Below are 12,964 nucleotides of genomic sequence, written 5' to 3' on the forward strand. Positions count from 1 at the left end.
ATGGCAAAACGATTTATTGGAAACGTTAAGGGTGTGAGTATCACTGCTTTTTCATGGGAATATTATCTTTCCTCTAGCAAAACCGTTCTTGATGGTGGTTCGTGGTCGGAAAGCCCGCCAACGTTGGGAAATAACAAATACCTGTGGATGCGTTCGAAAGTAACTCTCTCGGACAGTACGATTCAATATACTACACCGGTATGTGAAGGCGTATGGGAAGAAATTTACGGCATTTATGCCGAAGGAGAAAAGATAGATGGAGCCCTCGAAGACATAACAAACCTAAAAAGTCGTATGGAGGCGGAAGAAGACAAAATACAGGACATTGAGCACGGCGGTACCGGGGCTACTACAGCGGCTGCAGCAAGAGAAAATTTAGGCGTTGCGATATCTGCAGAGACAAAGCAGATGTTCGCAGCTGCGGGGTATCCGATCGAGTGAGGAAGGAGGAAAACATGGCAGGAATAAATGACATAGACAGCAGCATACAGAATCTGATCAAGATGACAAACAGCAAAGCAGTGTTAGTGAAAGCGTACGAGAATCCGAGCGTGTCAAGCTCGTTTCCGAATCAAAAATTGCCGATGGATTTGTCGGATTGCGACCTCGTTGCGGTGATAGGAGTTACTGATACAAGTTCTAACACAAGACTTGTGCCGCTGATTGTTACAAAAGTTGGATTAGGTGGAATTTATGTAAATGCGGGCGGTTCAAGAAGATATTTTAGGGTCTATGAGGACGGTATAAACTTTGATGCAGTTTATCCGGCATCGGCAACAGGAGATTGCATACCGTACCTTGTTTACCGAATAAAACTTTCTGGGGGGGGTACGGCTTAAGACGTATCTTCAGCGTCTTGAAACGCTTTGTAGGCGTTTTGCAAGGAGGTGTTTGTTATGGCAACTAGCATAATAGACAAAGCCTTGCAGGCGATCTTGAAAATGTTGCAAAAGAAAGACGAGCGTGTGTTGCTCTGGGAAAATGCTAGTCCAACTAGTTTGTTCAGTGCGCAAAGCATAGATATAGATGGCACGGGGTATGACTGGTGCCGCATAACTGCGTATACTTCAGGGGATTTGATAACGGTTGACGTGCCGATGAACACAAACGGGGTGCTTCGTGATTTTACACACGATACAGGTACGCAAACGGAAGGACTTTACTTGTGGACTAGGCACTTCAGAGCAACAACTACTAAAGTCACATTTGAAAAAGCGTGGTTGCGTCTCACAAATAGCGCGTCATACTCAACGGACGGTTCTCAAAACATGCTGATTCCACAGGAGATCTATGGAATAAAATCTTCGGGGGGGCAAACTAGCTAGCCTATTCCGCAAGCTTCTTGTAAAGGGAGGTGTGCAGAATGGCAAGTAACAGCAATCAGGACGAATATAACAAGGCGCTGCAAAATCTGCTGACGATGTCAGATGAGCATATTGTAGAACAAGCGATAACAGCGAATGGGCGAGAGGGCTACACGAAATGGGCTTCAGGGAAAATTGAGCAATGGGGCGTGGTGGCATTCCCTGCGACATCCGGGGTAACAACAGCAGTGGTAACGTTTCCGACTGCATTCGCGAACACGGATTTCAATTTCGTAATGTCAGGCGGGCGAAATATAGTATCAGGCAACACGCTGATAGAAGGGGACACAGGCGCAAATACAAAGCGAACGACAACGACCACAGCGGTGCGATGTGAAAAAACCGGAGAGAATTATACTAAAAACGCATATTACAGAGCTGTTGGAGTATGGAAAGAGGTGTAAATCAATGAAAACGAAAAAGTTATTGTATGCATTAAATTTAGATGCGGACGGCAGAATACTGTCTGCTACATACGAAACATACGCGGCGCCGGGCATGCCGATCGTCGAAGTGCTACCGGACGGCGACATCACGGACTATAAATACATAGACGGATCATATGTCTATGATCCACTGACGAAGCCAAAACCGCAGCAGGAGGAACCGTCGGTGGAGGAAGACACACTGTCGATGTTGGTAGAACACGAAGAAAGAATCATTATGCTTGAACTCGGATTGACCGAGTAGAAAGGAGAAAAACATGCTGTACAGAATGTTAAAGAGACTGATCGAATTAGGTAAAATCGAAGGGTTAGAAGAACGCATTGACGTGTTCTTTGCAGCCGGAAAAATCACAGAAGACCAGTATAACGAGCTCATGGAATCACTCAGGGGTAGAATATGAAGAAGTTAATAGTTTCGATATGCGTCGTTGCGGCTCTAGTAATAGCTGCGGCGGCGTATTTATTTATGACGACACCGAGGTCGGCCGAACCGGTCAGCTATACAATATACGTAAACGATGACGGCAGTGCGACAATCAAAATCGACAGCATAAATAATGTAGTACAGCTGCACAAAGATGTTGAAGTCGCAGGAAAGATATTCAAAGCCGGGACGGTGATATTACCGGGAAACGGCGACGAGGTCTACTACGAATATACACGAAAGGACAGGGTGATTAAATGAAAACACTGAGAAACAAAAAGTGGTGGAAGGCAGCAGGAGTGCGAGCAATCAAGACGATGGCGCAGACGGCTATTGCGGCGATTGGAGCATCCACAATGATTACGGAAACGAATTGGGTCATGGTGGGATCCGCGACAGTGATGGCGGGTTTGCTCTCTATTTTAACATCGGTGGCAGGGCTGCCAGAAGTGGAGGAGAAATAATGAAAAAACTTTTTATATCACAGCCCATGAAGAGCAAAAGCGATGAGGAAATACTTCGTGAAAGAGAACAGGCGATTGATAGTGCGCAAAGGTGTCTTGGGGAGCCTGTGGAGGTAATTGATTCATTTTTTCAAGGTGCACCGGCAGGCGCAAAACCTCTGTGGTTTTTAGGAAAATCGCTTGAACTGCTTTCGGATGCAGACATCGCATATTTTGCTAAAGGTTGGCGCGATGCAAGAGGATGCAGGCTTGAACACGATGCAGCGAAGGCATATGGTATTACAGCGATTTGTGTAGAGGAGGTGTAACATGGGAAGCAAGGAATTTGAAAAGCTGTGTATAAAGTTCGTAAAGGACTACACGAACAAACATATAGATAAAACTGACAAAAGGGATCCGGTCACGGAAGAAGATATTTTCATTGTCTGGAGTTGCAAGACTTTGCAGAATAACAAAGCTCTTCTGAGCACAACCGTATCAGATGGCATGTATTACGAATGCACATATAACGGTGATAAAGACGAGATGTATGTAGATGCGTATAAGAAATGGGAGAACATTGTCGTCTCAGGAAGGGAGGCATAACATGGCAAGAGTATACATAGATGCAGGCCACGGCGGAAGCGATCCGGGCGCAGTCAAATATATCGTTGAGCGCGATGTGAATCTGGTCATGGCATTAGCCTGCCGTGACTATCTGAATGCGAACGGCGTGATCACGAAGATGTCGAGGACGAGCAATAGCACAGATACATCGATCAACAGCATGGCGCGCGAAGCGAATAGCTGGGGCGCTGACGTTGTAGTGTCAATCCATAACAACGCCGGGGGCGGAGATGGATTTGAGGTCTATCATACAGCCAGCGGCGGCATAGGAAAAACCTTGGCGCAGAACATCGAAGCAGAGGTCAAGAAAATCGGGCAGAACTCGCGAGGACTGAAAACACGCAGAGATACAGACGGAACAGACTATTATGGCATGATCCGGCTGACAGAAGCGCCGGCAGTCATCTGCGAGGGAGTCTTTGTTGATAATGCAACAGATGTCCAGATTGCAGATACTGCAGAAGAGCAGCGAGCGTTCGGATATGCGTATGCGCGTGGGATCCTCAGGACTTTGGGCATCGCAGATAATGGACTTCCCGGTGCATCCGGATCCGCAGCAACTACAGGCACGTTCAAGGTCAAAGTAACGATCAAGGACCTTTATATCCGAACAGGCCCGGGCACAAAGTACGCAACGAAGGGCTTCATCAAGCCTGGCGTTTATACGATCGTTGCGACGCAGAACGGATGGGGTAGATTAAAGTCCGGCGCCGGATGGATTTACCTTGCTTATGCCGTGAGGATATAAGGAGGTGTAAATGGACTGGCTGCAAGATATTTTACTGATGTTCGGCACCGGAGGAGTGACATCCATAATCCTCCGGATAATAGATAGAAAATCACTAACGAGGCAGACGCTTTCTGTGCTTACATATTCGACGCTGTCCGGAAAGGTTGAGCACCTGCTAGATCAGGACTATGCGACTCCGGAACAGCGCCGAGAGATCGAACATTTACATAAGCTTTATAAAGCGCACGGCTGGAACGGTGATATGGAGTCGAGAATGGAAAAAGTGCGAGCACTTCCGACGAAAGATTTAAACAAATGAAATGATCCCCCTAATCACTACGGTGTGACGGGGGATTTTTTGTTCATACCCGGCTCGGATTTTCCGTGAAATTTTCCGTAAAATTATCTAAATACCATAAAATGCAGTGAAATGTGTTAAAATCTAAAACGTTGAAATTTCAACATTATGAAACACTTTGCATCTCGGCGAAATTGTATATGAGCTGTTTCGAATCCTGTCATCCCGACCAGTATGAACGAAAAACCCTTTGAAATTTCAACGTTTCAGAGGGTTTTTTGATGCTGCTTGTTCTATGGGAAAGTGTGCGATTCTATTGGATTTTATGGGAGACTTTTGTGCAAAAGTTGTAAAAAATTTGGGCTTAGCATTTGATCTTCCGTGGTTTCTTCTTTGGTCTGACAACGGTAACCTTGTTTCTGGTTTTCCGGGCGATTCCAGGCAGTTTATTTATAGCTTCGATTTGCACATCCTGTTTGACCGGTATATAAAGACGTACAGACATGATAATACAGTTGAATGCCATGGTGGAAATAATGTAAAATATATATGCAATGTACAGAGGAAAGGAAGGTGCAGGAATTGGTTTATCCTGATAAATCGGTATCGCGGTTTGTAGCAGATATGTCTGAAAAACAGATCTCAGCTCGTGAACTTTTTAATGTGGCACTGCTGGACGAACTACAGAGGGATTTCGGACTGAAGAAGGCAATGATCCTGATCTTTGATACGGATGGGAATTTTCTTTCATGGATAACAAAAAAAGGGATAGAGGAAGCGGCGCCGGGTCATGCGTATTCCGAGATCATGCCCTATGATAAAATGCGGCAGGAGATGTACAGGGAAGCAGTTCGGGATGAGCTGACTTATTTCAATCATGAGCCGAGGATCTACAGAGCTTCAGACTATTATGAGGAAGGGCAGTATGACAGCTCCCGTTTTGCACAGTGGCTGGAGAAGCAGTTCGGAGGTCACTATGTGCTTTCACTTGCTTTCGGGTTGAATGCATATATACAGATCTCTTTTTTCAAAAGTTTTGAGGAAGGAGATTACTCTGATGAGGAGATAGAGAATTTCAAACAGATATATCAGTATATAGCGATGACATACTCGGGATTCAAAAAGCATGAACAGACTAAGATCGTGTCGGAAATCAAGGATGAGATCATTTCATCAGGAGAACGTGCGTATCTGATAACCGATGATTTTACACATGTGATGGGGTACAGCAAGGAGGCTGTGAGGCTTTTGACCGGCATATGCGGAGAAGCGATATCAGTGCAGCTGGAAAATGGCAGACCATGTTTGTGGCTGCCGTTTCTTCTGGGTATAGACGCAGGAAGTGCTGAAGAGGATGGCGCTGTAGTCAAAAAAATAAAAAATCTCGTATTCAAGATCTATACATATGACCAGAGCTACAATCACGGGATCATAGACCGGTATCACTGGATCGCGATTTCACAGAAGGATTCAGTAAAACAGAAATCATTCGAGGAACTCTCGCTGACTGCAGCTGAGCGAAAAGTGGCTGTTTTTCTGTGCAAGGGTCTCACTTATCAGAAGATAGCAGATGAATTATGTATCAGCTACCATACCGTAAAAAACCACGTGCAGAACATTTTTTCAAAGTGCGGGGTCAACAGCAGATATGAGCTTTATGAGATATTGAACGGTGCTGTGAGTGAAGACGAGTCGGAAAAATAGGAAGAAATACCTATCAGCTTTATAGTAATGTGACAGTATGAAGACTGCGGCGAATGCTCATTGTCTGTCGCAGTAGCCGTACTTACAGGGATTCTTCTTTCGATATTACGTGTAATTACCTATAATATAAGTTATCTGATAAAAATCCCCGGAATAAAATCCGGGGATTTTTTCGTGCTAAAAAATGAGAAGCAATTCTTATGGATTTTTCTGAAAATTACAATTAAAATAAAATCAACAGACAAGCTTGTTACTGAACTAAATCAAAACTGATTTAAAACTGAAATCATATGGAATTTGTAAGGAGGTTATGGTAAATGACAAACTTGGCAAAGTTTTACTGGTCGTTATGGATCGGAGGCTGGACCGGCATATATGTCATCTGTTATCTGTTCAGCCCACTGGCTAAGTATGGATGTATTTGGATAACATTTGTTGCATTGCCGATATTCTTTAATGGCGGTGCATTGAGAAAAGATTTTTTCCCGCAGATAGTAAGCAGCTGGCTGGGTGTTGCATCCGGTGCATGATTACTGCCTGATCCGTCAGGGCGTGTACTTCATGGAACTGGTCCAGAGCCATGAACTTGCAAAAGACAAGGTATACGAATTTTGTTTCGTTGTTGCCTCGCTTAAGATCAGAGGTGCAACAGGAATGTTTATCAGACCGATTGCAATAGTCTAGTCGCATCTGATATTATAATGATACATCAATGGTGATCGGACCGTGAAAGTTCGAGATGCTTGTTGTCGGGACAGTGGATATTTCCGCTGTTCCGATGATGAATATATGGCAGTTTTTATGCAGATACATAAAAAAGAGGTCTATTGTGGAAAAAGGTACAGTTTTTAATATACAGCGCTATACGATAAATGACGGCCCCGGGATCAGGACTGAGATCTTTGTAAAAGGCTGTATGATGAAATGTAAATGGTGCAGCAACCCTGAAAGTCAGAGGCTGGCGAAAGAACCGGGCGTATATCCTGTAAAATGTATTTCGGAAGAAAAGTGCGGCCTTTGCATAAAGGCATGCAGACAGCAGGCTCTCCTCTTTGGAAGAGAAAAGATCGCAGGAATAGACAGAAGCAGGTGCGTCGGATGCCTGAAATGTGTAGAAGCATGTCCGTCAGGTGCTTTAAAAGCATGGGGCGAGGATATGTCCGTCAGCGACGTCATGGCAGTGATCGAAAAGGACAGGAACTACTATGAACGATCCGGAGGCGGGGTCACAGTTTCCGGCGGAGATCCTCTGATGCAGAGTGATTTTACCAGGGAGCTTCTTAAAGCCTGTCGTGATGCGGGGATACACACATGCCTGGAATCCACATTCAATATCGACTGGAAAATCGCAGAAGATGTGGTCAGGTATGCAGACCTGATCATTTCTGATATAAAGCATATGGATAGTGAGATACATAGAAAGTATACCGGGGCAGGTTGTGAAAAAGTACTGGAAAATCTCAGGCGTCTGGCTCTCGACGGACATGATATGATCCTGAGGATCCCTCTTATACCGGGAATAAATGACGATATGCAGAACATAAGCAGGACTGCGGATTTTATAGAGCAGAACATAGGAGAACGGCTGAAGACCCTGCAGCTGCTGAGTTTTATGAGAATGGGCGAAGAGAAGTGCATGTCGCTGGACAGGGTATATGAGATGAAAGATCTGGAATTCGACAGAGAAGAGTTCCAGGAGAAAGTTGAGAAAATAGCAGGTTATTTCAATGACCGAGGAATACATTGTGTCGTAGGCACGAAAGAAAAAGAATGATCTGAAGGGAGGATATGAGTATGAATAATATACATTGTACGGCACGAGGCGTCGACCCGTTTGACAAGACATACAGCATCGGGTACGAAGTCGGCCACAAAGACTGGTCACCGTATCCGCGCGTGAATCACCTGAGAAAGGCGTTTCTGGATCGTGAATATCTCATAGATGTGGAGCGTTTCAGGAATATCACGGAAGCGTATCAGGAAAATGAAAGGGCAACTGTAAAGATCAGGTGTGCAAAGGCTTTTGAAAAAATACTGCTGAATGCCACACTCAGGATCTACGATGAAGATCTGATACTGGGCGAAATATGTGCTCCGGCAAAGGCTTCACCTCAGTATCCTGAGTTCTCGATCGACTGGATGCTTCATGAAGCACTTTACGAGCCGTTTGAAGAACGCGCACATGATCAGCATTATTTTGCAAATGAAGAAGACAGGAAAGAATTCATAGAGCTCTGTCATTACTGGAAAGGAAAAACCGTTGAGGATCTCGCCAATGAATACATGGATGAGGAAATGGTAAAGGGTTCGGAGACAGGCAAGAAGATCTTTCAGACGAATCTGTATCACTATGGCGGTATCGGCCATCTTGTCATGGATTATCAGAGGCTTATGAAAGAAGGCTTTGACGGCATGATAAAAAGAGCCGAGGAAGGCCTTGCAAAGCTGACAAAAGAAGACCCGGATTTTGCAGTAAAGAGAGAATTCTATGAGGCTGTCCTCATCTGTCATAATGCGGCGAAGAAATATATCGGCAGATATGAGAAACTGGCTCGTCAGAAGGCGGAAGAAGAAAGTGACGCTGTGAGGAAGGCTGAGCTGCTGGCTATGGCGGACAACTGCAGACAGATCGCGGGCGGACCGGCTGAGAGCTTCTGGCAGGCGCTGCAGCTGTTCAACTTTGCAACTACGATGACGCAGATCGAAAGCAACGGGCATTCGGTTTCATACGGCAGAATGGATCAGTGGCTGTATCCTTATTACGAAAAGGACATCGCTGATGGCGTTATAACAAAGGAATTCGCACAGGAGCTTCTTGAAGTGACATTCGTGAAGATGAACAATCCTACGAAAGTGAGAGACGGAGGAACGGCTAAAGTAAGACAGGGCAGAGGCTTTGGCGGAGAGTGTCTCACCATAGGCGGCTCCGATAAAGACGGCAACGATCTGACCAACGATCTGACGATGATGATGCTTGATGCGTCTGTCCACACCAGGATGATGTGTCCGTGGCTTCTGGTCAGGATGCATAAAGGCACACCGTATGAATTAAAGGTGAAGGTCGTTGAGTGTATCAGGGCAGGTTACGGACATCCGAAGATCTTCAATGATGCTCCGACGATAAAGGCTTTCCAAAAGAAAGGCGTACCGCATGATGAAGCGGCAGATTATGCGATCGTAGGCTGTGTAGAGCCGTCGATCCCCGGCAGGGAATACGGCTGGCATGATGCTGCATATATAAATACAGCTAAATTCATGGAAATGGTACTCAACGGCGGACGATGCCTGGACTGCGGCGAGCATTGCCCTCGCTGGGAAAAGTGCGGAGCGCTGGGCAAGCATCTCGGACCGGATACAGGAAATCTGGCTGACTATAAGGATATGGATGAGCTCCTTGAAAGCGTAAAGAAGCAGTTCAAATACTGGATCGATCAGATGTGCGCGTCGCTCAATGTGATAGACCGGGCACACAGGGAAAGAAAGCCGCTTCCTTATGTGTCGGCATTCTTCGTTGATTGTCTTGAAAAAGGCGTGGATATTTCCGCAGGAGGAGCGAAATACAACGGCATAGGGCCTCAGGCACTGGGCGTTGCAACGTGTGCTGATTCACTCGTCACTATAAAACAGCTGGTATTCGACGAAAAAAGATATACCGGAGCGGAACTCCTTCAGGCTCTGAAAGACAACTGGGAAGGCCATGAAGTGCTGCATCACCTGATCAACAGTCCTAAGGTCCATCATTACGGCAACGATGACGATTATGCAGATGAAATGTTCAAATTCATATTTGAATGCTACTGCAGTACGCTGATCGGAAGACCGACGATAAGAGGCGGTCAGTTCAATTCTGGGGTATATTCGGTAAGCGGCAATGTTTCAATGGGACTGGGAACGAATGCTTCTCTGGATGGAAGAAGTAAGGGCGAAGCTATATCGGACAACATGGGTCCTGTACATACAGAGCTGGGTTCGCATGATACAAACGGGCCTACTGCGCTGGCGAATTCTGTGGGAAAAGTCGATCACAGTATGGCGCCGAATGGAACACTGCTTAATGTCAAGTTCCCTGAAAATGCAGTAGGCGGTATAGAAGGAAGAGATAACCTGATAAGCTTTATAGACGGTTATCTTGCGAATGATCCGATGCATGTGCAGTTCAATATCATGAGTTCTGAAACGATGAGGGCTGCGCAGAAAGATCCTGACAGTTATCGTGACATGCTTGTAAGAGTTGCCGGATACAGCGCATATTTCGTTGAACTTGGCGAAGCTCTGCAGAAGGATCTGATACAGAGAACGGAACTGCACTTCTGATGTGAAGTCGGACTGAATGCAGGAACAAAAGAAAAAACGCTTTGCTTCACGCGATAAAAGGCGTGCTCTTCAAAGTCACGTGGATTTTTCAAAGAAAGATTTGATGTAAAAATAAAAAGTGAACAGATCATGAAAACATGTAAAATGCTTTTTCAGATCTGTTCACTTTTGTCGTTTTGCCAGAAAATCCTTAGACAGCCTCAGGCCGCGATGCTCTTTACAAACGGTATCCTTGAAATGATGCGGTTCCATACCAGCGGGATAAGTATGAGATGGATAGGAAGCATTACTGCGCATTTGAATATCCGCGTCGGCAGCAGTGCGACGAACCCATCGCCCATGAGTATGGAAAGCCATATCGTATCAAGAACGAGGTTGAGACCCAGAATGACCACGAGGCTTGCAGGCAGTACTTTCTTCCACGTGATCTCTTTTCCGTGAAGGAAAAATCCGAAGACCAGCCCGGTCAGGAACGCTGTCAGCGTAAATCCCGGGAAGTACGCACCTGAAGGGAATATCAGCATGCCGAGCAGATCCCCGACAGCATATCCGATACCGGCCCACAGCGGTCCGAACATGATACCCATCATCGCTACCGGAAGAAATCCGAACCCTATACGCAGTATCGGTGTGTTGATGGAACAGAACCGCGTAAGGACGATTTCGAGTGCAATGAGAAATGCCATGGTCACAAGTCTCATGGTATTAGACTTATTTTCCATTAAAAAAACTCCTTTCCTCAATAGTCGTAGATTAACTACACTAAAGGGATAGAAGTTTTACTGAATTCCTTGGTGTAGTAGCGGACGCGATATTGCACCGCAGCAAAGCTTTCGTTCATAAGCAACATCCCATCTTATGACACTTTACGCACAATATCTACTCTACGCACGCTTATTCTAGCATAGATCGACATTCTATACAAGTGCAAAACGGCAACTTGCAGGTTTGCAAAAAAATGCAGCTCCGGATATGCCGGACAGGTTTGCACCGGTTTGAGGAACGTTCGTGTTTTTGCTCCGTGATCAGAATAAGTTTCCCATGTCGGGTATCTCGTTTGCATGCAGAAAGTCGAATCTGTATTCCAGAAAAGCAGTTTCGGCAGCGGCATTGCTCTGATCCCTGAGCTTTATATAATAGTACGCACGTGAAACATAGCAGTCGACTTCGTTGACAGACTGTGTATCTATAAAGAACGCAGATGTTTTCTTATATCTGTCCCAGTCTTTTGCGATAAAGGCGAAGCGCTTTTCCGCCGTGTCCCAGTCATCATCCTCGATCGCCGGCAGTATTTCCTCTTTTATTATAGATTTATAGTTCTCTACAGTGTCGGCGGCAAACTTATCATAGAATCCCCATGGGATGATTATGATCAGCATGCATATCGTGGAAATTATCAGATCTCTCATTTCTTCACCTCCAGGGCGCGTTTTTTTGTTCTGTCGGTCATAAAGATATGAAGCACAGACTGACTGTCACAGAATGCCAGGAAAACCTGTTTATGATCTGTTATCCCTCTGGCAGAGAGTTCTGACTTGAGTTTGTTCATGTCCCATCCGGATCTTATCACGTTTTTACTGTAAATAACGCCGTCGGATATAAAGACTGCAGGCATTATTTCGGGATCGGTATCGAGAGCGATGTCATCGGGTGTTATGGACCTCTTGCCAGGCTTCTGTATTATGGAAAGGTCACCGTTCGATTCCATTATCGCGTAGTCCACATCGGATATGGAAGGTGAGCCTCCTATCCTGAGCTGTTCCATAAGGTCGTTTATAGTTATCCGCAGAGCTTTGAGCTCTTTGAGATTCAGCTCACCGTTATCGATCAGTACGCTTGGTTTCCCGTTGAAGAAAGTTTTGAATTTCTCACTTTTTATAGAAAGAAAAGAAATAAGGACCTGGAGAAACAGAAGTGTAAAAATAGCGGAAACACCTGTTATCATGGAAACGTCAGGCGACTCTATAGGTATCGATGCCAGCTCTGCTATCATAAAAACCACGATCAGCTGGAACGGGGACATTTTGGAAAGTTCGCCTTTTCCCATTATGCGTATCACGAACAGTACTATAAGATATAGTATGACTGTTCTTATAAGAACTATAGCCAAATCATTCACCTCCGAATATATATGAATTAGTTTTCCCGGTGGCGATGCAGTTATTCATGACGGATCACAATGATAAAAACAGGATAATATGTGAAAGTCGAAAAAAGATGAAAAAAACAAAAAAAAGCGGTTGACAGGGAGGGGTAAGTTTGGTAATATAGACAAGCTGTCGCAGGGAGCAGAGCTCCCGAGGCTGGAGACGAAAAAAGATGAAAAAAAGTAGTTGACAAACGAAGCGACATGCGATATACTAAAAAAGCTCGCCAAGAGCGAGCGAGATCGAAAGATCGAGAACATTGAAAACTTCATAGTGTAGAAATTTAAGTCGAAAAAACAGCAATAAGCTGAAAGATTTAAAAGAGAAACTATACACAACCAGAGAATGGTAAAAGTAAAGTTTCCGGCAATTTCTAAAAAAGACAATGATTCGGATAAGAAAGAATCGAGTAGCGAAAAGCAAAAGCTAAGCGTTAAAGAGTTAGAAATTCAAACGATTTAAACTCT

20 protein-coding genes and 1 riboswitch are annotated in these 12,964 nt (G+C 45.0%); of the genes, 17 read left to right on the forward strand and 3 right to left on the reverse strand.

Annotated elements, in window-relative coordinates:
* The 17 genes from OCV59_RS09165 (at position 1) to hpfG (ending at position 10,350) form a co-directional block, all read left to right on the forward strand.
* Positions 1-441 (forward strand): hypothetical protein, encoded by a 441-nt coding sequence (locus OCV59_RS09165; protein WP_147594188.1) that lies wholly within the window; start codon positions 1-3, stop codon positions 439-441.
* A 14-nt stretch (positions 442-455) separates the two neighbouring features.
* Complete coding sequence (locus OCV59_RS09170; RefSeq protein ID WP_147594189.1) at positions 456-839, forward strand: hypothetical protein; 384 nt, start codon at positions 456-458, stop codon at positions 837-839.
* Positions 840-896: 57 nt separating this feature from the next.
* The gene (locus OCV59_RS09175) at positions 897-1,325 is read left to right on the forward strand and encodes a hypothetical protein (protein ID WP_147594190.1); all 429 of its coding nucleotides are present in this window, start codon (positions 897-899) and stop codon (positions 1,323-1,325) included.
* A 38-nt stretch (positions 1,326-1,363) separates the two neighbouring features.
* The gene (locus OCV59_RS09180; RefSeq protein ID WP_147594191.1) at positions 1,364-1,768 is read left to right on the forward strand and encodes a gp53-like domain-containing protein; all 405 of its coding nucleotides are present in this window, start codon (positions 1,364-1,366) and stop codon (positions 1,766-1,768) included.
* Between the two features lie 4 nt (positions 1,769-1,772).
* Positions 1,773-2,054 carry a hypothetical protein gene (locus tag OCV59_RS09185; RefSeq protein ID WP_147594192.1) on the forward strand — a complete coding sequence of 94 codons (282 nt, stop codon included), beginning with the start codon at positions 1,773-1,775 and terminating at the stop codon, positions 2,052-2,054.
* Between the two features lie 13 nt (positions 2,055-2,067).
* Complete coding sequence (locus OCV59_RS09190; RefSeq protein WP_262584270.1) at positions 2,068-2,211, forward strand: hypothetical protein; 144 nt, start codon at positions 2,068-2,070, stop codon at positions 2,209-2,211.
* Positions 2,208-2,495 (forward strand): hypothetical protein, encoded by a 288-nt coding sequence (locus OCV59_RS09195; RefSeq protein WP_147594193.1) that lies wholly within the window; start codon positions 2,208-2,210, stop codon positions 2,493-2,495. The genes OCV59_RS09190 and OCV59_RS09195 overlap by 4 nt, the downstream gene beginning before the upstream one ends.
* 56 nt (positions 2,496-2,551) lie before the next feature.
* Positions 2,552-2,698, forward strand: coding sequence for a holin (locus OCV59_RS09200; RefSeq protein ID WP_317240209.1), 147 nt, complete (start codon positions 2,552-2,554; stop codon positions 2,696-2,698).
* Complete coding sequence (locus tag OCV59_RS09205; RefSeq protein ID WP_147594195.1) at positions 2,698-3,006, forward strand: TIR domain-containing protein; 309 nt, start codon at positions 2,698-2,700, stop codon at positions 3,004-3,006. Before OCV59_RS09200 ends, OCV59_RS09205 begins: the two co-directional genes overlap by 1 nt.
* A gap of 1 nt (position 3,007) precedes the next feature.
* The gene (locus OCV59_RS09210; RefSeq protein WP_147594196.1) at positions 3,008-3,283 is read left to right on the forward strand and encodes a DUF6275 family protein; all 276 of its coding nucleotides are present in this window, start codon (positions 3,008-3,010) and stop codon (positions 3,281-3,283) included.
* Between the two features lies 1 nt (position 3,284).
* On the forward strand, positions 3,285-4,052 hold the full coding sequence (locus OCV59_RS09215; protein ID WP_262584272.1) for an N-acetylmuramoyl-L-alanine amidase: 768 nt from the start codon (positions 3,285-3,287) through the stop codon (positions 4,050-4,052).
* A 10-nt stretch (positions 4,053-4,062) separates the two neighbouring features.
* Positions 4,063-4,353, forward strand: coding sequence for a hypothetical protein (locus OCV59_RS09220; protein WP_147594198.1), 291 nt, complete (start codon positions 4,063-4,065; stop codon positions 4,351-4,353).
* Between the two features lie 552 nt (positions 4,354-4,905).
* The gene (locus tag OCV59_RS09225; RefSeq protein ID WP_262584273.1) at positions 4,906-6,036 is read left to right on the forward strand and encodes a response regulator transcription factor; all 1,131 of its coding nucleotides are present in this window, start codon (positions 4,906-4,908) and stop codon (positions 6,034-6,036) included.
* 317 nt (positions 6,037-6,353) lie between these two features.
* Positions 6,354-6,566, forward strand: coding sequence for a hypothetical protein (locus OCV59_RS09230; RefSeq protein ID WP_147594200.1), 213 nt, complete (start codon positions 6,354-6,356; stop codon positions 6,564-6,566).
* Positions 6,559-6,720, forward strand: a complete 162-nt coding sequence (locus OCV59_RS09235) for a cyclase family protein (RefSeq protein ID WP_262584275.1) — start codon at positions 6,559-6,561, stop codon at positions 6,718-6,720. The genes OCV59_RS09230 and OCV59_RS09235 overlap by 8 nt, the downstream gene beginning before the upstream one ends.
* A 145-nt stretch (positions 6,721-6,865) precedes the next feature.
* Positions 6,866-7,810, forward strand: coding sequence for a glycyl-radical enzyme activating protein (locus OCV59_RS09240; protein WP_262584277.1), 945 nt, complete (start codon positions 6,866-6,868; stop codon positions 7,808-7,810).
* A 20-nt stretch (positions 7,811-7,830) separates the two neighbouring features.
* The gene (gene hpfG / locus OCV59_RS09245) at positions 7,831-10,350 is read left to right on the forward strand and encodes a (2S)-3-sulfopropanediol dehydratase (protein ID WP_147594201.1); all 2,520 of its coding nucleotides are present in this window, start codon (positions 7,831-7,833) and stop codon (positions 10,348-10,350) included.
* A gap of 200 nt (positions 10,351-10,550) precedes the next feature.
* Here the strand turns inward: hpfG and OCV59_RS09250 are convergent, their stop codons facing one another.
* From OCV59_RS09250 to OCV59_RS09260, 3 genes are all read right to left on the reverse strand, one after another.
* Positions 10,551-11,072 carry a folate family ECF transporter S component gene (locus OCV59_RS09250; protein WP_147594202.1) on the reverse strand — a complete coding sequence of 174 codons (522 nt, stop codon included), beginning with the start codon at positions 11,070-11,072 and terminating at the stop codon, positions 10,551-10,553.
* A 76-nt stretch (positions 11,073-11,148) separates the two neighbouring features.
* A riboswitch (THF riboswitch) is annotated at positions 11,149-11,239 on the reverse strand.
* 136 nt (positions 11,240-11,375) lie between these two features.
* Positions 11,376-11,759 (reverse strand): DUF4363 family protein, encoded by a 384-nt coding sequence (locus OCV59_RS09255; RefSeq protein ID WP_147594203.1) that lies wholly within the window; start codon positions 11,757-11,759, stop codon positions 11,376-11,378.
* Entirely contained in the window at positions 11,756-12,460 is a 705-nt protein-coding gene (locus tag OCV59_RS09260) for a DUF421 domain-containing protein (RefSeq protein WP_147594204.1), read from the reverse strand. The genes OCV59_RS09255 and OCV59_RS09260 overlap by 4 nt, the downstream gene beginning before the upstream one ends.
* Positions 12,461-12,964 lie beyond the last annotated feature (504 nt).

The organism is Brotomerdimonas butyrica (assembly GCF_025567305.1).
Taxonomy (GTDB): Bacteria; Bacillota; Clostridia; order Peptostreptococcales; family Anaerovoracaceae; genus Lentihominibacter; species Lentihominibacter butyricus.

Bases quoted from the DNA above. Each gene is read 5' to 3' on its own strand.
- OCV59_RS09165 (WP_147594188.1), top strand. From the start codon at position 1: ATGGCAAAACGATTTATTGGAAACGTTAAGGGTGTGAGTATCACTGCT.
- OCV59_RS09170 (WP_147594189.1), top strand. From the start codon at position 456: ATGGCAGGAATAAATGACATAGACAGCAGCATACAGAATCTGATCAAG.
- OCV59_RS09175 (WP_147594190.1), top strand. From the start codon at position 897: ATGGCAACTAGCATAATAGACAAAGCCTTGCAGGCGATCTTGAAAATG.
- OCV59_RS09180 (WP_147594191.1), top strand. From the start codon at position 1,364: ATGGCAAGTAACAGCAATCAGGACGAATATAACAAGGCGCTGCAAAAT.
- OCV59_RS09185 (WP_147594192.1), top strand. From the start codon at position 1,773: ATGAAAACGAAAAAGTTATTGTATGCATTAAATTTAGATGCGGACGGC.
- OCV59_RS09190 (WP_262584270.1), top strand. From the start codon at position 2,068: ATGCTGTACAGAATGTTAAAGAGACTGATCGAATTAGGTAAAATCGAA.
- OCV59_RS09195 (WP_147594193.1), top strand. From the start codon at position 2,208: ATGAAGAAGTTAATAGTTTCGATATGCGTCGTTGCGGCTCTAGTAATA.
- OCV59_RS09200 (WP_317240209.1), top strand. From the start codon at position 2,552: ATGGCGCAGACGGCTATTGCGGCGATTGGAGCATCCACAATGATTACG.
- OCV59_RS09205 (WP_147594195.1), top strand. From the start codon at position 2,698: ATGAAAAAACTTTTTATATCACAGCCCATGAAGAGCAAAAGCGATGAG.
- OCV59_RS09210 (WP_147594196.1), top strand. From the start codon at position 3,008: ATGGGAAGCAAGGAATTTGAAAAGCTGTGTATAAAGTTCGTAAAGGAC.
- OCV59_RS09215 (WP_262584272.1), top strand. From the start codon at position 3,285: ATGGCAAGAGTATACATAGATGCAGGCCACGGCGGAAGCGATCCGGGC.
- OCV59_RS09220 (WP_147594198.1), top strand. From the start codon at position 4,063: ATGGACTGGCTGCAAGATATTTTACTGATGTTCGGCACCGGAGGAGTG.
- OCV59_RS09230 (WP_147594200.1), top strand. From the start codon at position 6,354: ATGACAAACTTGGCAAAGTTTTACTGGTCGTTATGGATCGGAGGCTGG.
- hpfG (WP_147594201.1), top strand. From the start codon at position 7,831: ATGAATAATATACATTGTACGGCACGAGGCGTCGACCCGTTTGACAAG.
- OCV59_RS09250 (WP_147594202.1), bottom strand. From the start codon at position 11,072: ATGGAAAATAAGTCTAATACCATGAGACTTGTGACCATGGCATTTCTC.
- OCV59_RS09255 (WP_147594203.1), bottom strand. From the start codon at position 11,759: ATGAGAGATCTGATAATTTCCACGATATGCATGCTGATCATAATCATC.